The sequence below is a fragment of the Tessaracoccus pujii genome, from assembly GCF_055326215.1.
In genome coordinates, this window is the sequence record NZ_JBUZNP010000004.1 from 54,131 (window position 1) to 73,754 (window position 19,624).

16 protein-coding genes are annotated in these 19,624 nt (G+C 68.5%); 5 read left to right on the forward strand and 11 right to left on the reverse strand.

The window, feature by feature from the left end; genetic code table 11:
• The gene (locus ACZK5N_RS06650; RefSeq protein WP_459020292.1) at positions 1-1,755 is read left to right on the forward strand and encodes a DEAD/DEAH box helicase; all 1,755 of its coding nucleotides are present in this window, start codon (positions 1-3) and stop codon (positions 1,753-1,755) included.
• A 29-nt stretch (positions 1,756-1,784) separates the two neighbouring features.
• Positions 1,785-2,741 (forward strand): glutathione S-transferase family protein, encoded by a 957-nt coding sequence (locus tag ACZK5N_RS06655; RefSeq protein ID WP_463624712.1) that lies wholly within the window; start codon positions 1,785-1,787, stop codon positions 2,739-2,741.
• Between the two features lie 60 nt (positions 2,742-2,801).
• On the opposite strand, the gene ACZK5N_RS06660 is transcribed toward ACZK5N_RS06655, so the two are convergent.
• The 8 genes from ACZK5N_RS06660 to ACZK5N_RS06695 form a co-directional block, all read right to left on the reverse strand.
• Positions 2,802-3,248 (reverse strand): Hsp20/alpha crystallin family protein, encoded by a 447-nt coding sequence (locus ACZK5N_RS06660; RefSeq protein ID WP_459020294.1) that lies wholly within the window; start codon positions 3,246-3,248, stop codon positions 2,802-2,804.
• Between the two features lie 137 nt (positions 3,249-3,385).
• The gene (locus ACZK5N_RS06665) at positions 3,386-4,144 is read right to left on the reverse strand and encodes an SDR family NAD(P)-dependent oxidoreductase (protein WP_463624713.1); all 759 of its coding nucleotides are present in this window, start codon (positions 4,142-4,144) and stop codon (positions 3,386-3,388) included.
• A gap of 2 nt (positions 4,145-4,146) precedes the next feature.
• Positions 4,147-5,289, reverse strand: coding sequence for an ATP-NAD kinase family protein (locus ACZK5N_RS06670; protein WP_463624714.1), 1,143 nt, complete (start codon positions 5,287-5,289; stop codon positions 4,147-4,149).
• Complete coding sequence (gene gcvPB / locus ACZK5N_RS06675) at positions 5,286-6,872, reverse strand: aminomethyl-transferring glycine dehydrogenase subunit GcvPB (RefSeq protein ID WP_459020297.1); 1,587 nt, start codon at positions 6,870-6,872, stop codon at positions 5,286-5,288. The genes ACZK5N_RS06670 and gcvPB overlap by 4 nt, the downstream gene beginning before the upstream one ends.
• 1 nt (position 6,873) lies before the next feature.
• The gene (gene gcvPA / locus ACZK5N_RS06680) at positions 6,874-8,226 is read right to left on the reverse strand and encodes an aminomethyl-transferring glycine dehydrogenase subunit GcvPA (protein WP_459020298.1); all 1,353 of its coding nucleotides are present in this window, start codon (positions 8,224-8,226) and stop codon (positions 6,874-6,876) included.
• A gap of 36 nt (positions 8,227-8,262) precedes the next feature.
• The gene (locus tag ACZK5N_RS06685) at positions 8,263-9,093 is read right to left on the reverse strand and encodes a carbohydrate ABC transporter permease (protein ID WP_459020299.1); all 831 of its coding nucleotides are present in this window, start codon (positions 9,091-9,093) and stop codon (positions 8,263-8,265) included.
• Complete coding sequence (locus tag ACZK5N_RS06690; RefSeq protein WP_459020300.1) at positions 9,086-10,003, reverse strand: carbohydrate ABC transporter permease; 918 nt, start codon at positions 10,001-10,003, stop codon at positions 9,086-9,088. The genes ACZK5N_RS06685 and ACZK5N_RS06690 overlap by 8 nt, the downstream gene beginning before the upstream one ends.
• A gap of 5 nt (positions 10,004-10,008) precedes the next feature.
• A complete protein-coding gene (locus ACZK5N_RS06695; protein ID WP_459020301.1) occupies positions 10,009-11,325 on the reverse strand; it encodes an ABC transporter substrate-binding protein in 1,317 nt (438 codons plus the stop codon).
• A gap of 145 nt (positions 11,326-11,470) precedes the next feature.
• Between ACZK5N_RS06695 and ACZK5N_RS06700 the strand changes: the two genes are divergently transcribed.
• Positions 11,471-12,133, forward strand: coding sequence for a GntR family transcriptional regulator (locus ACZK5N_RS06700; RefSeq protein WP_459020302.1), 663 nt, complete (start codon positions 11,471-11,473; stop codon positions 12,131-12,133).
• 130 nt (positions 12,134-12,263) lie between these two features.
• Here the strand turns inward: ACZK5N_RS06700 and gltX are convergent, their stop codons facing one another.
• Positions 12,264-13,724, reverse strand: a complete 1,461-nt coding sequence (gene gltX, locus ACZK5N_RS06705; protein WP_459020303.1) for a glutamate--tRNA ligase — start codon at positions 13,722-13,724, stop codon at positions 12,264-12,266.
• Between the two features lie 33 nt (positions 13,725-13,757).
• On the opposite strand from gltX, the gene ACZK5N_RS06710 reads away from it, so the two are divergent.
• Positions 13,758-14,330: a DUF4112 domain-containing protein gene (locus ACZK5N_RS06710; RefSeq protein WP_459020304.1), complete on the forward strand. Its 573-nt coding sequence runs from the start codon at positions 13,758-13,760 to the stop codon at positions 14,328-14,330.
• Between the two features lie 36 nt (positions 14,331-14,366).
• On the forward strand, positions 14,367-16,049 hold the full coding sequence (locus ACZK5N_RS06715; RefSeq protein WP_459020305.1) for a glutamine--tRNA ligase/YqeY domain fusion protein: 1,683 nt from the start codon (positions 14,367-14,369) through the stop codon (positions 16,047-16,049).
• 76 nt (positions 16,050-16,125) lie between these two features.
• Here ACZK5N_RS06715 and tuf read toward each other — a convergent pair whose 3' ends face one another.
• Together tuf and fusA are read right to left on the reverse strand one after the other, a co-directional pair.
• On the reverse strand, positions 16,126-17,319 hold the full coding sequence (gene tuf, locus ACZK5N_RS06720) for an elongation factor Tu (RefSeq protein ID WP_459020306.1): 1,194 nt from the start codon (positions 17,317-17,319) through the stop codon (positions 16,126-16,128).
• Positions 17,320-17,567: 248 nt separating this feature from the next.
• Positions 17,568-19,616: an elongation factor G gene (gene fusA, locus ACZK5N_RS06725; RefSeq protein WP_459020415.1), complete on the reverse strand. Its 2,049-nt coding sequence runs from the start codon at positions 19,614-19,616 to the stop codon at positions 17,568-17,570.
• Between the last annotated feature and the right edge of the window lie 8 nt (positions 19,617-19,624).

Sequence of the window (19,624 nt, forward strand, 5' to 3'; positions counted from 1 at the left end):
ATGTCTTCCTCCGCGCTGGACCACCTGTCTCCCGCCTTCCCGCAACGCGCGGCGTGGGGCACCGCGTCATCGCTCCGCGCGTGGCAGGCGTCGGCGCTGGATCAGTACGAGCGGGACCAGCCCCGTGACTTCCTGTGCGTGGCCACCCCCGGCGCCGGCAAGACCACCTTCGCGCTGCGCATCGCGACGGCCCTCCTGGCGTCGCGCACCATCCGCCGCATCGTCGTGGTCACGCCCACCGAACACCTGAAGGTCCAGTGGGCCGACGCCGCCGCCCGCGTGGGCATCCAGCTGGACCCGGGCCTGGGCGGTTCGTCGCGCCGCGGCCGGGCCAAGGAGTACCACGGCTCGGCCGTGACCTACGCGGGCGTCGCGGCCCGCGCCTACGTGTACGAGGCGCTCTGCCACTCGAAGGAGACCCTGGTGATCTTCGACGAGATCCACCACGCGGGAGACTCCAAGAGCTGGGGCGAGGCCATCACCTACGCGTTCTCCCACGCCACCCGTCGGGTGGCGCTGACGGGCACACCGTTCCGCTCCGACGACCATCCCATCCCGTTCGTCGCCTACGACGATGTGGCGCCCGGGGTGCAGCAGTCACGGGCGGACTACACGTACGGCTACACCGAGGCCCTCGCCGACCACGTCGTGCGGCCGGTGCTGTTCATGAACTACGGCGGGCAGATGCGCTGGCGGACGAAGTCGGGCGACGAGTTGGGCGCGGACCTGGGCGTGCCCATGACCCGGGACCTGACCGCGCACGCGTGGCGCACCGCCCTGGCGCCCACCGGGGAGTGGATCCCCGCCGTGCTGCGGGCAGCCGACCGGCGGCTCACCGAGGTCCGGCGGCACGTCCCCGACGCGGCCGGCCTCGTCATCGCCACCAACCAGACCACCGCGCGCGCCTACGCCCGTCTCCTGCACGAGATGACCGGCACCAAGCCCTGCGTCGTGCTCTCCGACGACACCAAGGCCACCGCCCGCATCGACACCTTCTCCACCTCGGAGGAGCGGTGGATGGTGGCGGTGCGGATGGTGTCGGAGGGCGTCGACGTGCCACGCCTCGCCGTGGGGGTGTACGCCACCGCCACCTCCACCCCGCTGTTCTTCGCCCAGGCCGTCGGCCGGTTCGTCCGCAGCCGTCGCCGCGGTGAGGTGGCCACCGTCTTCCTGCCCACCGTCCCGGTCCTGCTGGCGCACGCCGCGACCCTCGAGCGGCAACGCGACCACGTCCTCGGCAGGCCGAAGTCCGGTGATGCCGTCGACATCTGGGCCGAGACGGAGGCCCTCATCGAGCAGGCCAACCGCGGAGACTCCGCGTCCGACGATCTGCTCGGCCAGTTCGAGGCGCTCGAATCATCGGCCACGTTCGACCACGTGCTGTTCGACTCCCAGGCCTTCGGCATGCACGCCGAGCCCACCTCCGCCGACGAGCAGGACTACCTCGGGCTGCCCGGCCTGCTGGAGCCCGCCCAGGTCAGCGCCCTGCTGGCGGACCGGCAGCGCCGGCAGCTGAGGCGGCGTGAGCGCGACGACCGCAAGGCCGAGCCGGAGGTGGCGCTGCACCGGGCCCTGTCGTCGAAGCGCAAGGAGCTCAACTCGCTGGTGGCGCAGTACGCGCGCGCCAAGGGGGTGCCGCACAGCCACGTGCACGCGGACCTGCGGCGCGAATGCGGCGGCCCCTCGCTTGCCCAGGCCTCGCAGAGTGAGGTCGACGACCGCGTCACGGCCGTCCGGGCCTGGCTTCGCGGCTGACGCGCTGCCGGGACGGTTATCGTGGGGGCATGAGCGAGCACGACGAACACTCCACCGGCGGCGTCTACTCCGTCAAGGGCCGGGAGTTCACCCGCGATTCCACCTACATCGACACCCGCATCGTGGCGGAGCCTCGCCCTGGCACCGACGACCACCCCGTCGAGCCCGGGCGCTACCGCCTGATCGCGGCCTACGCCTGCCCCTGGGCCAACCGCAGCATCATCGTCCGCGACCTCCTCGGTCTGGAGGACGTGATCTCCCTGGGCACGCCGGGCCCCACGCATGATTCGGACTCCTGGACCTTCGACCTGGACCCCGGGGGCGTGGACCCGGTCCTGGGCATCCCACGGATCAAGGACGCCTACGAGAAGCGCTTCCCGGGCTACCCGCGCGGCATCACCGTCCCGGTCATCGTCGACGTGCCCACGGGGAAAGTGGTGACCAACGACTTCCCGCAGATCACCGAGGACCTCTTCTTCGAGTGGAGAGCGTTCCACAAGCAGGACGCCCCGGACCTGTGGCCCGCGCACCTCCGCGACGAGATGGAGCAGGTGATGCGCCGTGTCTACACCGAGGTCAACAACGGCGTCTACCGGTGCGGCTTCGCCGGCTCGCAGGAGGCCTACGACGCGGCCTACGACCGGCTCTGGACGGCGATGGACTGGCTCGAGGAGCGGCTGGCGGAGCGCCGCTACCTCATGGGAGACACGATCACCGAGGCCGACGTGCGGCTGTTCACCACGCTGGTGCGCTTCGACCCCGTCTACCACGGCCACTTCAAGTGCAACCGCTCCAAGCTCACCGAGCTGCCCAACCTCTGGGGCTACGCCCGCGACCTCTACCAGACGCCGGGTTTCGGCACCAACGTGGACTTCGAGCAGATCAAGCGGCACTACTACGTGGTGCACACGGATCTCAACCCGCTCAGCATCGTGCCCAAGGGGCCGGACCTGAGTGGGTGGGCCTCGCCCCACGGTCGCGGCTGACACCACGGGGACACGACGGCGGGGCGCCCCCGATGGGACGCCCCGCCGTTGCGGGAGCGATCAGCTCGCGGCTTGCGACTCGTCGACGCTGCCCTCGATCTGGTTGACCTGCGCGGAGTGCTGCACCTCGATCTTGCGGGGCTTGGCGGTCTCCGCCACCGGGATGGTGAGCTTCAGGACGCCGTCGGAGTACGAGGCGCTGATCCTGTCCGTGGCCAGGCCTCGGCCGAGTGTCAGCTGGCGGGCGAAGGTGCCCAGTGCCCGCTCACGGGTGAGCCACTGCGCGCCCTCGTCCTCGACGGGCGACTTGCGTTCCGCACGGACGGTCACGGTGGCGCCGTCCATGTCGATGTCGATGCTCCCCGGATCCACTCCGGGCAGATCGATGTGCGCGACGAACTCGTCGCCGGTGCGGTAGAGGTCCATCGGCATCGCCACGGAGGCCGGAGTGCGAGAGACGTCGCTCAGGAGGCGGTCGATGTCGCGGAAGGGGTCGAAGCCAGGCATGTGCGTGTCCTTTCTGTGTCATGAGTGCCGGACTCTTTGCCTTGAGTGTACCTCGCTCAACTACAAGGTCAAGCCCCTTGAGCGGAGGAGACTCAACGTCGCGACCTTGGAATCCAGGAGCCTTCGACGGCGTCCGGTCAGGCGTTGCCGCCCCCGTCCGCGAGGATGACGGCGCCGGTGACGAAGCTCGACCGGTCGCTCGCCAGCCAGACCACCACGTCGGCGATCTCAGAGGGGAGCCCGACGCGGCGCAGTGGCCGATCCGCCGCGTCGGCGAGGAACGAGCGCATGTCCCACCCGATCTGGTCGGCCTCCGCGGCCAGCATGGGGGTGTCGGTGTCACCCGGGTTGACGGAGTTGACCCTGATGTTGGCCGGGCCGTGGTCGATCGCCATGGCGCGCGTCATGTTCACCACGGCGCCCTTGCTGGCGCAGTACGGAAGCGCCCGGCCCCCGCCTTTGAGGCCCCACCCGGACCCGGTGTTGATGATCGACCCACCACCGGCGGCCTCGAGGAGGGGCACGGTGTGCTTCACCATGAGGAAGATGGCCCGCACGTTGACTGCGAAGCTGAGGTCCCAGTCCTCCACCGCAGTCTCCACCGCTGTGGTCCGCCGCACGATCCCCGCGTTGTTGAACACCACGTCCACCCCGCCGAACTCGTCCGCAACCCGCGCCACCACGCTCTCCACCGCGGCCTCGTCGGAGACGTCGGCACCGATGCCGACGGCCCGCCCGCCCTCGGCGACGATGCTCTGCGCCACGGCTTCGGCTGCCGCCCGGTTCAGGTCCACCACTGCGACGGCGGCGCCCTCGCGTGCCATGGCCCGGCAGGTGGCAGCGCCGATTCCTCCTGCGCCCCCGGTCACGATGGCGCGCTTGTTGAGCAACAGCATGCTCACTCCTCTCTGAGTGTCTGATCTGTCGAGGCGGCCACGGCCCGCACGACGGCGGTGTCCTGGACCCCGGTGATGATGCGGTGGTAGCCGCTCAACGCGGCGTCGACCCGGTCGTCGCCGGTGTCGATGAGCAGTGGCCCGGCAAGGCCGCGGAGCTTGTCGGGGGTCGCCACCACCAGGAGCGCCGGGGTAGCGAGGTGGGCGAGCACCCGACCTGACAGCTGCTGGTTGCCGCGGCCCAGCAGGAAGCCCTGTCCCCCGATGACGGTCAGCACCGCCCGGGACGGGTGCTCCGCCGTCCATGCCACAAGTTGCTCCTCGTCCGCGTCGGCCAGCACGACGGTGCCGTCGTGCACGACGTCGACTCCGAGGGGCGTCTTGGCGATGCCCAGTTCGGCGGCGACGGCCTCCATCGTGCTGCCCGGTCCGAGCAGCCAGCTCCCCAGTCGGAGGCGGTCCGCCACGGCAGAGGCGATGCCAGCCGGGATGGACCCCGGGCCCTGCTCGGCGGCGACCTTCCGCGCCTGAGTCCGGCCCCCGGCGACGGGCACCCGCAGCTCCCCACGCGGCCGGGGCACGACGCGACCGGCGCGCACCTCGTCCTCATCGATGTCGAGCACCGCCTTGATCTCCGTGCGGGGTGCGGCTGCGCCCTGCCAGGCCGCGGCCATGCGGCCGGCCACGGCGGGGCTGACCGCGAACACCGGGGAGTACATCTTGACCCCGCAGGGTATGCCTAGCGCCGCGACGCCGGAGCGGCCCTCCATCGCGGCCGCGACGTCGCCCGCAGTGCCGTCACCACCGGCGAACAGGATCAGCGTCGCTCCCGCGTCGGCCAGCGCCCGCACCGCGGCGGAGGTGTCTGCCGCCGAGGTCTCGGGCCCGACGGCGGCATGCACCACCTCGGCTGGCAGCCCTGCGTCAAGCACGCTGATCTCCCCCATCGGCCCGGCCGACGTGAGCAGGGGGCCGTGCAGGTTCCGGATCGCCTCTGTCGCCCGCGCCTGAGCTCGGGACGAGGATCCACGGTCGCGGGCAAGCGACTGCACCCGGGCCCCGTCGCTGCCCTTCAGGGCGGCCGGCCCGCCGATCCCGGCCACCGGGTTGACCACCAGCCCGATCACCTGCTGACGCCGCGTCACCCCGGCTGCCCGTACTTGCGCTGGTACGCCCGCCAGGTCACGGCCCACCGCGAGGGGTCGTCGAGGTCCGCCTCCTCGTTGACCATCCGGTGGATCGTCTGGCGGTGAGGGGCGTCGATCACCGTGCGCGGTTCCTCGCGGGCCTGCCGCGCCACCTCCGCCAGGGTCGCCACGTACTCGTCGAGCTCCGCCATGGAGTACGCCTCGGTGGGCTCCAGCGTGAAGGGTTGGGGGACGACGAACGGATGGTGGCTGGACCAGTAGTGCATGCCGTAGTCCGACATGCGGATCCCGATCTGCTCCGTGCTGATCCCCGTGTCCTCGTACAACTCCTGCCACGAGTAGCGCACCTGCTCGATCCGCCGCCGCCCTGCGGCGTAGGGGGCCGACGCGCCGGGGATCTCCAGCACCCGCTTGAGGAGATAGTTGTTGTTGAGCACGGCGATCTCACTGACCGCGCGAAGCCCCTCGGGCCCCAGCGCGCGGATCCAGGCGTAGGCGCGGCCGATCACCGGCGTCACCCCGTAGAAGGGACCGATCTTGCCGATCGACCGCGGCCGGTCGTAGTCGAGCTCGTAGCGCTCCCCCACCTTGGTGATCAACGGGTAGGGCAGAAAGTCGACGAGGTGCTCGGCCACCGCGCTGACGCCACCGCCGGGCCCGCCACAGCCGTGGGGCGTGGAGAAGGTCTTGTGCAGGTTGAAGTGGCACAGGTCGAAGCCCGCATCGCGGGCGCGGGTGATGCCGAGGATGCCGTTGGCGTTGGCCTGGTCGTAGCAGGCCAGAGCCCCCACCTCGTGCACGGCCTCGACGAACTCGCGGATGCGCGGGTTGTAGATGCCCGTGTCCTCCGGGTTCGTGATCAGCAGCGCCGCCGTCTGCGGGCCGATGGCCGACCTGAGCGCATCCAGGTCCGGGTAGCCGTCAGCATCGGGGTAGAGCGTGATGACGTCGTAGCCCGCGGTCTTGGCGGCCGCGGCGTTGCTGGGATGGCTGAAGATCGTCGTGATCACCTCGCGGCGCTGGTCGGCTTCCCCGTTGGCAGCGTGATACGCCCGGATCATGGCCACGTTGGCCCAGATGGCGCCCGAGCCGCCGGAGGTCTGCATGCTGGCCCTGGCCATGCCCGAGATCGCACACATCATCTGCTCGGTCTCCCAGAACAACGCCAGGGCACCCTGGACGGAGTCCGGGTCCTGCAGCGGATGCAGGTCGCGCAGCTTCGGCGTGTTGACCAGCTGGTCGTTGACCTTGGGCGAGTACTTCATGGTGCAGGTGCCCTGTCCGATGTCCACGTTCAGGTCGGCGCCCAGGTTCTCCTGCGAGAGTCGGTCGTAGTGGCGCAGGACCCGCATCTGGCCCATCTCGGGGAGACCCATCGGGCTGGTGCGCCTCAGCTCCGGGGGCAGCACCGCGTCGAGGCCGCCGGTGGTGGCCACGACCTCCTCCTCGGGCCGGGCGACCAGCACGCCGCGCTCGCCGGGGGCCGAGAGCTCGAACACCAGCGGCTCGTCCCAGCGGGCCTGGTGGAACCGGCGCAGGCCCGGCTTCGCCGCGACGGGCAGTCCTGGGGTGTCGGTCATGTCAGTTCTCCTTCGCGGCCGCGGCCAGGGTGGCGACGAGCAGGTCGATGTCGGCCTGGGTGTGGATTTCGGTGATGCAGATCGTCAAGAGGTGTTCGCCGGTCACGACGCCCGGCTCAACGCCCCGGCTCCTGGCGGCGGCGACCAGCTCGGCCGCCGGCACGGGCGTGCGCACCCTGAACTCCCGGATGTGCAGCGCGTCGTCGGTGGTGGGGAACCCTGCGTCCGCGAGCCGGGTCTGGGCGTACCGCGTGCGCAGCACCAGCGTCTCGCCGAGTTCCGCCATCCCGTCGGGGCCCATGAGCGAGAGGTAGACCCCGGCCGCGATCCCCCACAGCGCTGCGGCTGTGCCCACCCATTCCTTGCCGTCTTCCCGGACGGCGAACGAGGTGCGCTCGTAGGCCACGTCGCCGAATCCGTACTCGCCGGGCACGGACGTGGCCACCAGGCCGAACAGGCGGGCGGGCAGTTCCATCACGAGGCGCGGGTCGTCGGCCATGGCGATGAAGCCCGCGTGTGCGCCGCCGAACCATTGCCCGAGGCCGAGGGACTGGATGTCACCGCAAGTGATGTCGGCGCCCTGACCGGCCGGCGGTTCCAGCACGCCGTGGACGATGGGGTCTGTGCCGACGATCAGGAGCGCCCCGACGGAATGGGCCAGGGCGGCCAGCTCGCGCAGGTTCGGTTCCACCGCACCGTGCGCGGACGGCGACTCCACCCAGATCGCTGCCAGGTCGTCCGCCACCGCGCTGCGAGCGGCATCGAGGTCCGCCACCCCGTCCTTGGGGGCAACCGGGACGAGGTCCAGGTTCGGGTCGACGAAGTCGCGCACCCGCGCGAGCTTGTCGTCGAGCACGTCGCTGACCTGCAGCACCCGTCGCCGCCCCGTGGCCCGGCCCGCGATCGCGAGGGAGGTGGCCGTGGCCTGGTAGCCGTCGTAGGTGGGGACCGTGACCACGTCGGTCTGCAGCACCTCCGCAAGCTGTGAGGTGTACTCCCACAACGCCTGGAATCGCCCGTGGTCCTCGTAGGGCTCGCCCGCGTAAGCAGTGAGGAACTCCCCGCGGTTGATCACCTCGGTGACCACGGCGGGCACCGCGTGCGGGTAGGTGCCCTGTCCGAGGAAGCTCAGCACCTCGTCGGAGGATGAGTTGACGCTGATGAGCTGGGTGAAGTGTCGACGCAGTTCGTGCTCGGTGAGGATGGCCGGCGGAAGGTCCAGCACGCCGTCGAAACGCAGATGCGAGGGGATCTCGGCGTAGAAGTCCTCCACCGACTCAGCTTGGACCGCGGCCAGCATGGCCCGCTTGGCCTGCGGCGCGCTGTTGGGGATATAGGGATGGACAACTGCCATGGCGGGTCCTTCGAGTCGTGGTTGGGTGGGAGAGAGTCAGCCCTTGACTGCGCCGCCGAGTAGGCCGGCGACGAACTGCTTCTGGAACAGCAGGAAGATGACGAGCATGGGGATGGTGGTGAGCAGAGAGCCCATCATCAGGCCGGAGTAGTCGACGCGGGACAGGCCCACCATGGTGTTGAGGGCCACCGGGATGGTGTACATGGCCTCGTCGTTGAGCATCAGGAGCGGCCACAGGAACGAATTCCACTGGGACATGAACGTGTAGATCATCAGTGCGCCCAGTTGCGGCCGGGCGATCGGGAGCACCGTGGTGAAGAAGATGCGCAGATCGCTGGCCCCATCGATCCGGGCCGCCTCGATGATCGACGTGGGGAAGTTCAGGAACGACTGCCGCATGAGGAAGATCCCGAACGCGCTCGCCAGGAAGGGCATGATGACAGCCTGGTAGGTATTGATCCATCCCAGCGAGGCCATGATCTGGAACAGCGGCACCAGGAGCACCTGCATCGGGATCATCATGGTGGCCATGATGAACAGGAACACGAGGTTCCGGCCCCGGAACTGGTACTTGGCCAGGGCGAACCCGGCCATGGCCGACACCAGCGAGCTGAACACCGTGTAGACGACGGCGATCAGCAGCGAGTTGACCATCACACGCGCGAACCCCGTCGACTCCTGCAGGCGCACCAGGTTGACGAGGAACTGGTCGCCCGGCACCAACGGCGGCGGGGTACCGAACAGGTCAGCGGTGGTGTGGGTGGCAGCGATGATCATCCAGGCGAACGGCACCATCGACGCGACGGCACCCCCCAGGAGCACCAGGTAGCTGACGACCTTGACCATGGGATGGGCGTGGCTAGTCATCGCTGCCCCTCGTGAGCCAGAACTGGACGAGGGACAGCACCATGATGATCAGCACCACTGCCCAGGCGATGGCCGAGGCGTAGCCGAAGTCGAACTGCCGGAAGCCCACTCGGTACAGGTACAGCACCGGGGTGAGTGTGGCATCGGAGGGTCCCCCGCCGGTGAGGGTGTAGTTCTCGTCGAAGAGTTGCAGCGTGCCGATGGTCGACGTGATGGACACGAAGAGCAGCACGGGCTTGACCCCGGGGATGACCACATGCCGGAAGGTGCGCCACCCGTCGGCGCCGTCGAGGGCCGCCGATTCGTAGAGTTCGTGGGCGATGGCCTGCAGACCAGCGAGCACGAGCACCATGTTGTAGCCGGTCCAACGCCAGGTCATGGAAGCGATCAGCGACGCCTTGGCCCAGAGCGGGTTGTTGAGGAAGTCGATCGGCGCCGCCCCGAACAGGGCCAGGAACTGGTTGACGATGCCGCCGTCGGTCTGCAGCATCAGCCGGAAGACCAGCGAGTAGGCGACGAGGGTGGTCACCGCCGGCAGGAAGTGGATCAACCGGAACATGGTGCGGAACTTGAGCCACGCCTGGTTGAGCAGCGTCGCCAGCCCCAGCGCCAGGCCCACCATTAGTGGGACCTGGATGACCAGCAGCAGCAGGGCGTTGGCGATGCTGGTGCGGAACTGTGCGTCGCCCATCAGCTTCACGTAGTTGCCGGCCCCTGCCCACACCGCGACGCCCCTGTCGCTGGTGTACAGACTCTGCAGCAGGGAGGCCGCCAGGGGGTAGACGAAGAAGACCGCGAACAGGACCACGGCGGGCGACGCGAAGAGCCAACCGGAGCGGGCGGTGCGACGGGACAGACGCGATCTCCGCGTCGCCTGGGATCTCTGCCCCGTCGCCATGGCGGTGGTCACGGACCTCAGCTGACCGTGCGTCCGGTCTGCTGCGCGATCGCCTCTGCGGCACCGTCCAGCGCAGCCTTGGCATCCGTCCCGTTCAGGATCGCCTCCACCGTCGCGTTGGCCACGATCTCGCTGGCCTTGGCGTAGTCGCCGGTGAAGTAGACGGGCGGGATGCTCGCGGTGAGGTCGGCGAAGACCTTCAAGGCCTGCTGCCCGCCGAAGTACTCGTCCTCGGCCTCGAAGGCGGCGTCCTGCAGGGCGGGGAGGTAGGCCGGGAACAGCCCGTCAGTCTCGGACATCTCCACCTGCCTCGGGACATCCATGAGCACGTAGGACGCGAAGTCGATGGCGAGCTCGGCATTGGCCGCCTGGGCGGGGATGACCAGGTTGGAGCCACCGTTGTTCGAGGTCGTGAGGTCGTCGGCGTTGAACGTGGGCAGCGGCGCGACCCCGTACGTGCCGCTCAGTTCGGGCGCGTCGCCCTTGAGCGTGCCCATCCACCAGACCGCCTCGGGGAGGAAGGCGGACTTGCCCGCCTTCGCTGCGGTGACGCGGGCGTCCCAGCCCTTGACGTTGTTGATGAGGTTCTTGCTCCGCAACTCCTGCATCCAGGTCAGGGTCGAAACAGCCTTGTCGGAGTTGATCACGATGTCTCCGGCCTCGTCGAAGATACCTGCCCCCTGCTGCTGCAGCAGGCGCAGGAACATCGAGCCCGTCGAGAGGTCGGCGTCCAGCAACGTGGCGCCGTTCTTGGCATGGATCTTCTCGGCCACCGCGGTCAGATCGGCCCACGTGGTGATGTCCGCTGGGGTGGCCCCCACCTCGGCGAGGTAGTCGGAGCGGTAGTAGAGGGCGACGGTGCCGGAGTCCCACGGCATCGCGTAGATCTTGCCGTCGACAGATGCCGCGGCCCACTTGGACGGGTCGAAGTCGGCCTCATCCGCTCCGATGGCGGGGGTCAGGTCGACGAATTCGCCGGGGAAGGATTCGAGGTAGCCGGGCATCCGCTCCGTCTCCATGGTGATCAGGTCCGGCAATCCCGTGCCGGCCTGCAGGCCGACGGAGATCTTGTCGTAGGCGTTGTCGTACCCGACATCGACGACATCGATCGTGGTGCCCGGGTGCTCTGCAACGTAGTCCTCGGCGTAGCGCGTCAGGGCAGCGGCCGCGACGTCCCAGCTCCAGACGGTGATCTCGCCGGAGACCTCCCCGGAGGGGCTGACGGCGACGCTTGGCGCGCTCTGCGGAGTGGTCCCCGTGCCGCCCATGGCGCACCCTGACAGAAGCACTGCTGCGGCGGCGACGGTGGTGAGGACGAACGTGGGCTTCTTCATCGGAGCTCCTCGCATTCTGAATTTTGTATACTGAATGTAGGAGCACGGTACACTGTGGACCAGGGCCCAGACCCCGGTTTCACAAAACTGATGTGTGGCCGCCGGAACCCGGGAGGGACGCAGGCGGCCCTGAAACGGAGCAAGAGTGCTGATTCAGAGGCAGACCCTGCGGGTGCAGGTGCGCGACGAGCTTCTCAACCGGCTGCGGCGCGGGTCGATCCCGCCGGGCACCGGCATCAATGAGGCCGCGCTGGCCGCGGAGCTGGGAGTCAGCCGCACCCCACTGCGGGAGGCGCTGATCGCGCTGGAGACCGAAGGGCAGATCGAATCGGAGATGGGCAAGGGCTTCCGTTTCGCGCCCGCCAGCATCGACGAGCTCGCACAATTGGCCCCCATCATCGCCCAGCTCGAATGCCTCGCTCTGGACCTCACCCCTGAGGACGAGTGGGACCGCATCGCTCCCCAGCTACTCGAGTGGGCACGCGATTTCCCGGCTTCCGTGGCCGATCACCGCGAGGTGACGATGCGGGACGCCGACTGGCACGAGCTCCTCACCAGCGCCTGCCCCAACGAACGACTGCTCTCCCTCCTGCGCTCCCTCAAGCTGGCCGAACACCGCTACGAGTACGAGATCGTCGACTCGGGGTCGAAGATCCGTCGTCACGCGGTGGAGCACGAGACGATCGCCACCTGCCTCATCAACAAGGATCTGGACGGTGCGAAGGACGCGCTGTCGTCCAACTGGATCAACGGCATCTGGCGCATCATCGAGCAGACCGAGGCGCGCTCAGCTTCGCAGGGGAAATGAAGCAGGCGAGTTCACCGGCAGGGCGGGACGGGGTCGGGCCGGCGGCCTCGACGAGTAGGTGGGCGCATCGTGACTGATCGCTCTCTCACGCCTTGGAGATGCCGGGAGTGACGTCGGACGTCGACGTTGCCTAGCGCAGGGTTGCGCTCAGGGCTTTCAGGCGCGCCAGGGACGACTCGCGGCCCAGCAGTTCCATCGACTCGAACAGCGGCGGCGACACCCGGCGCCCCGACACCGCGACACGGATCGGCGCGAACGCGAACTTCGCCTTGATCCCCATCCCCTCGACGATGCGCTCCTTCAACGCGGCCTGGATGGAGGCCGCGTCGAACGGCACCGACTCCGCGACGGCGACGGCGGCATCCAGGACCGCCCCGGCGCTGTCCGGGAGGGCGGCCACGGCCTCCTCCTCGAGGCTCAGCGCGGCGTCGTCGACGAACAGGTAGTCCAGCTGGGGCAGCGCGTCCTTGAGCAGGACGAGGCGCTCCTGGATGATCGGGACGGCGCGACGCAGGAGCTCGGCCTGTTCCGCAGTCGGGGCCCACCGTTCCCGCTCGAACTCCAGGATGCGGTCGGCCAACTCACCGGCGCTGAGGGCGCGGATGTAGTGCCCGTTGAGCCAGTCCAGCTTCTTGAGGTCGAAGATGGGCCCGACGGTGTTGACCTTGTCCCACGAGAAGTCGGCCACGAACTCGTCGAAGCTCTTGACCTCGGCGTCCTCGTCGCCGGCGTAGCCGAGGAGCTGCAGGAAGTTGCGCACGGCCTCCGGGAGATAGCCCTGCTCCTTGAACCACATGAGGCGCGCGGCGGGGTTCTTCCGCTTGGAGATCTTGGACTTGTCGGTGTTGCGCAGCAGCGGCATGTGCGCGAACGCGGGCCGCTCCCAGCCGAGCCAGTCGTAGAGCAGGACATGCTTGGGCGTGGACGAGATCCACTCCTCCCCACGCACCACCGTGTCGATCCCCATGAGGTGATCGTCGACCACGACCGCCAGGTGGTAGGTGGGGAAGCCGTCGGCCTTGAGGATCACCTGGTCATCCGGCCGAGGTGCCCTGACGATGCCGCGCACGATGTCCTCGAACTCCAGCGGCACGTCGTCGGGGATGAGCATCCGCACCACAGGAGTCTCCGAGAAGCCCGGCAGCGCTGCCCGCTCCTCGCGCGATTTCCCCACACACAACCGGTCGTACCCGGTCACCGACAGCTTCAGCGCCTCCTGCTCCTTCCGGAGCTCCGCCAGGCGCTCCGGCGAGCACCAGCAGTGGTAGGCATGTCCCTCGGCGAGGAGCTGGTCCACGAACGGGCGGTAGGTGTCCAGTCGCTCCGACTGCCGGTAAGGCCCGTACTCGCCACCGATGTGCGGGCCCTCATCGGCCCGCAGACCGAGCCACTCGAGCGAGTCGTAGATCTGCTGCTCGCTACCCTCCACCAGGCGGTTGCGATCGGTGTCCTCGATGCGCAGCACGAATGCGCCACCGGTCTTGCGGGCCCACGCCAGGTCGAAGAGCGCCATGAAGGCGGTGCCGACGTGGGGGTCGCCGGTAGGTGAGGGTGCGACGCGGGTTCGGGCGGGGCTGGGAGTGGCGCTCATAGTGGCTTCACCCTATCGGGCAAACTTGGACCCATGACGACCGAACCGGGCCCCACCCCCGCCAAGGCACTCCAGCACGCGCAGGGCGTGGTGGGTGACGCCGCACGCGGGAAGATCCGCGCGGACCTCGCCGACGCGCCGCCCCCGAAGCCGGCGCAGCTCACCCGCGCGTTCAGCTACCTGCTCGACGACCTGGTGCAGGTGCCCGGTACCAAGGTGCGCGTGGGGCTGGACCCCGTGCTGTCGCTGATCCCCTGGGCCGGCACCGCGGTGGGCGCCGTGTTCGGCGGGGTGGTCCTCGTCGACGCCATCCGCCTCCGGGCCCCGCTCCCGGTGCTGACCCGCATGGTCGGCAACTCGGTGCTGGACTGGCTGGTGGGCATGGTGCCGTTCATCGGCGCCTTCTTCGACGTGGCCTTCAGATCCAACAAGAAGAACCTCAGGCTGCTCAACCGCACCATCGAGAACCGCGAGCTGGTGCGCCAGGCATCGGTCAAGTACTGGATGGGAGTGGGCGGCCTCGCGCTCGTCCTGCTCGCCGTCATCGTCGCGATCCCCGTCGTCGTGATCCTTGGAGTCAACCAGCTCATCGCCACCGCCGGCTGAGCGTCCGCGACGCGGGGGGCATGCTAACTTACCGGCATGACCGACCCCTCCCCCGCCCCCTCCAACTTCATCTACGACGCCGTCAGATCCGACGTCGTCGTGGGGAAGCGGGGCGGACGCGTGCAGACGAGGTTCCCACCCGAACCCAACGGATTCCTGCACATCGGTCACGCCAAGGCCATCGTCGTCGATTTCGGCGTGGCGGCGGACTTCGGCGGCATCTGCATCCTCCGCCTCGACGACACCAACCCCGAGACCGAGGACACCAGCTTCGTCGAGGGCATAGTCGAGGACATCGAGTGGCTCGGCTACGAGCCGGCGGACGTCCGCTACGCCTCGGACTACTTCGAGCAGCTCTACCGCTGGGCTGAGCAGCTCATCGCCGAGGGCCATGCCTATGTCGACGACCAGGACGGCGAGGCCATCTCGGCCGGCCGGGGTGGCTTCGGCAGGCCCGGTGTGGACTCTCCGTTCCGCACCCGGTCCGCGGAGGTGAACCTCGACCTGTTCCGCCGGATGCGCGCCGGCGAGTTCGCCGACGGATCCCGCGTTCTGCGCGCCAGGATCGACATGTCCCACGAGAACATGCAGATGCGCGACCCGATCATGTACCGCATCCGCCGGGTGGTGCATCACCGCACCGGGGACGCGTGGTCCATCTACCCCACCTACGACTGGGCCCACGGCCAGTCCGATGCCATCGAGGGCGTCACCCACTCGATCTGCACGCTGGAGTTCGAGTCCCACCGCCCCCTCTACGACTGGTTCCTCGCCCGGCTCGGCGTCGACGAGCCCCCACGCCAGTACGAGTTCGCCCGCCTCGAGCTCACCCACACCGTCACGTCGAAGCGACGGTTGGCCAGGCTCGTGATGGACGGGGTGGTGGACGGGTGGGACGACGCCCGGATGCCCACCCTGCGCGGCCTGCGCAGGCGGGGCTACCCTGCGGCCGCCATCCGCGCCTTCTGCCGAGAGGTGGGCACCACGCGCACCAACTCGCGCCAGTCCATCGAGGCCCTCGAAAGCTACGTCCGACGCGAACTCAACACGTCTGCCCAGCGCCGGATGGCGGTCATCCGCCCGCTCAAGCTGCGTATCACCAACTGGCCGGTCGACGAGGCCGGCCAGCCCGTGGTGGAGCACTTCGAGCTGGCGAACAATCCGGAGCGGGCCGACGACGGCACCCGCAGCGTCGCGTTCAGCGGCGACCTCTGGATCGAGCGGGAGGACTTCCAGGAGGTGCCCCCGCCGAAGTACTTCCGGCTCTCGCCCGGCCGCGAGGTGCGCCTCCGGGGGGCCTACTTCGTGACCGCCACCGACGTCGTGAAGGACGAGGAGGGCAACGTCGTGGAGGTGCTCGCCACCTACGACCCGGCCTCCAAGGGTGGCAACTCACCCGACGGCCGCAAGGTCAAGTCCACGATGCACTGGGTGTCGGCGCCGCACGCGGTGTCGGCCACCGTGGCGCTGTACGGGCGGCTGTTCACCGCCGAGGCTCCGGGCGACGCGACGGGCGAGGCCCTGGACGACCTCAACCCCGACTCACGCGAGGTGCTCGCCGGGGCCAAGGTTGAGGCGGCGCTGCTCGACGCGCGGCCCGGTGAGGTGGTGCAGTTCGAGCGCCTGGGCTACTTCGCCGCGGATCTGGACGAGCCGATGCACTTCCATCGCACCGTGGGCCTGCGGGATGAGTGGGTGGCCATCCAGAAGCGGGGCTGAGCCCTCCCCGCCGGGAACGCGAAGAGGGCCGTGCAGCGGAAGCTGCACGGCCCTCTTCGGGCTTTTCAGGCCAAGATCACTTGAGGATCTTGACGACGTTGCCTGCACCCACGGTGCGGCCGCCCTCACGGATGGCGAACTTGAGGTTCTCCTCCATGGCGATCGGCTTGTTGAGGTGCACGGTCATCTCGGTGTTGTCACCAGGCATGACCATCTCGGTGCCGGCAGGCAGCTGGACGACCCCGGTCACGTCCGTGGTGCGGAAGTAGAACTGGGGGGAGTAGTTCGAGAAGAACGGCTTGTGACGGCCACCCTCCTCCTTCGCCAGCACGTAGACGTTGGCCTCGAAGTCCGTGTGCGGCGTGGTGGAACCGGGCTTGATGACAACCATGCCGCGCTCCACGTCTTCCTTCTTGGTGCCGCGAAGCAGAAGGCCGACGTTCTCGCCCGCGCGACCCTCGTCGAGGATCTTGCGGAACATCTCCACACCGGTGACCGTGGAGGACTGCTTGGTCTCACGGATGCCGATGATGTCGACCGTCTCGCCGGTCTTGACGATGCCGCGCTCGATGCGGCCGGTGATGACGGTGCCACGACCGGTGATCGTGAAGACGTCCTCCACGGGCATCAGGAAGGGCTTCTCGGTGTCACGCGCGGGCTGCGGGATGTACTCGTCGACGGCGTCCATGAGCTCGAGGATGGTCGCGCTCCACTTCTCGTCGCCCTGGAGCGCGGGGAACGCGGCGACGCGGACGACCTTGGTGTCCTCGAAGCCCTGAGCCGTCAGGATCTCGTCGAGTTCCATCTCGACCAGTTCGATCAGGTCAGCGTCCGCGTCGTCGATCATGTCGCACTTGTTGAGGGCGACGACCATGGCAGGAACGCCGACCTGGCGGGCCAGGAGGATGTGCTCGTGGGTCTGGGCCATCGGGCCGTCAGTGGCGGCCACGACGAGGATCGCGCCATCCATCTGGGCAGCACCGGTGATCATGTTCTTGACGTAGTCCGCGTGGCCGGGGCAGTCGACGTGCGCGTAGTGACGCTTCTCGGTCTGGTACTCGACGTGCGCGATGGAGATGGTGATACCGCGCTGACGCTCCTCGGGCGCCTTGTCGATCTGGTCGAACGCCGACACAGCATTCCACTGGGGGTACTTGTCGTGGAGCACCTTGGTGATCGCCGCGGTCAGAGTGGTCTTGCCGTGGTCGACGTGTCCAATGGTGCCGATGTTGCAGTGCGGCTTAGTCCGCTCAAACTTGGCCTTTGCCACGAGGGCTCCTTCTTGGGATCTCGCCTCGCTGGTTGCGGGGCGTCGCTTGTGGTTCCTCAGTAGAGGTCAGCATCTGAGCTTAGCGCCCAAACGCATACCTGACCAATCCTATAGGAGCACCGTTCTCAGTCAAACCGGGTTCATCGCGCAGCCGTCGCCGGCCGAGGCCGGGCGGACAACGCCGGATGGCCGGGGTCTCCCCCGGCCATCCGTGTGTCACTGCGCGACGCCGTGCGCCGCGACCGGGGTCACTCGCCCCCGCGGGCCTTGGCGACGATCTCCTCGGAGATGGCCTTCGGGGTCTCGGCGTAGGAATCGAACTCCATCGAGTACGACGCCTGGCCCGAGGTCTTCGACCGGAGGTCACCGACGTAGCCGAACATCTCAGACAGCGGCACGAGCGCCCGCACGACGCGGTTGCCGTGAGCCTCGTCCATCGACTGGATGTGGCCGCGACGGGAGTTGAGGTCGCCGATGACGGTGCCCATGTAGTCCTCGGGCGTGGTCACCTCGACGGCCATGACGGGCTCGAGAATGGCCGGGTCCGCACGGCGGGCGGCCTCCTTGAACGCCTGCGCGCCGGCCAGCTTGAAGGCCAGCTCGGAGGAGTCGACGTCGTGGTAGGCGCCGTCGGTCAGCGTCACCTTGATGTTGTCCACGGGGTAACCGGCCAGGACACCGAAGTGCAGCGCGTCCTTGATCCCGGCGTCGACCGCGGGGATGTACTCCCGCGGGATGCGGCCGCCGGTGACGCCGTTGACGAACTCGTATCCCGAACCCGGCTCCGTCGGCTCGAGGTCGATGATGACGCGGGCGAACTGACCCGAGCCACCGGTCTGCTTCTTGTGGGTGTACTCGACCTTCTCCACCTTCTTGCGGAGGGTCTCGCGGTAGGCCACCTGGGGCTTGCCGATGTTGGCCTCGACCTTGAACTCGCGACGCATGCGGTCGATGAGGACGTCGAGGTGGAGCTCGCCCATGCCGGCGATGATGGTCTGGCCGGTCTCCTCGTCCGTGTGGACGCGGAAGGTCGGGTCCTCCTCCGCCAGGCGCTGGATGGCGTTGGAGAGCTTCTCCTGGTCCGACTTGGTCTTGGGCTCGATGGCCTGTTCGATGACCGGGTTGGGGAAGGTCATCGACTCCAGCACGATCGGGTTGGCCGGGTCGCACAGGGTCTCACCGGTGGTGGTGTCCTTGAGGCCCATCACCGCGCAGATCATGCCGGCGCCGATCTGCTCGATCTCCTCGCGCTTGTTGGCGTGCATCTGGTAGATCTTGCCGATGCGCTCCTTGCGACCCTTCGTGGCGTTGAGCACCTGGGACCCCGAGTGCAGCACACCGGAGTAGATGCGCACGAAGGTCAGGCGCCCGAGGTGCGGATCGGCGGCCACCTTGAAGGCCAGGATCGACAGCGGCTCGTCCTCGGCCGGGTGGCGCTCCATGCGGACCGACTCGTCGTTGGGCTTGAACCCCTCGATGGCGGGCACGTCGAGCGGGGACGGCAGGTAGGCCACCACGGCGTCGAGCAGGGGCTGGACGCCCTTGTTCTTGAACGACGAGCCGCAGACCACAGCGGTGAACGTGTTGGTGATGACGCCCTTGCGGACGGCCGCCTTGACCTGCGCGACCGTGGGCTCCTCGCCCTCCATGTAGAGCTCCATGATGTCGTCGTCGACGTCCGCGACGCGCTCGATCAGTATGGCGTGGGCGGCCTCAGCGGCCTCCTTGAGGTCGGCGGGGATCTCCTCGACGGTGTAGTCCTCACCCATCGTGGTCTCGCCACGCCACGTGAGCGCCCGCATCTCCACGAGGTCCACGACACCCAGGAAGCCGCCCTCGGAGCCGATCGGGAGCTGCAGGAGCACCGGATCGGTGTTCAGGCGCTCACGGATGGTCTTGACGCAGTGGTCGAACGAGGCGCCCGTGCGGTCCAGCTTGTTGATGTAGCAGATGCGCGGCACACCGTACTTGGAGGCCTGACGCCACACCGTCATCGACTGCGGCTCAACGCCGGCCACGCCGTCGAACACCGCGACGGCGCCGTCGAGCACGCGGAGCGAACGCTCCACCTCGACGGTGAAGTCGACGTGCCCGGGGGTGTCGATGATGTTGATCAGGTTGTCTTTCCAGAAACAGGTCGTGGCGGCCGACGTGATCGTGATGCCGCGCTCCTGCTCCTGCTCCATCCAGTCCATCACGGCGGCGCCCTCGTGAACCTCACCGATCTTGTAGGTCTTGCCGGTGTAGAACAAGATGCGCTCGGTGGTGGTGGTCTTGCCGGCGTCGATGTGCGCCATGATGCCGA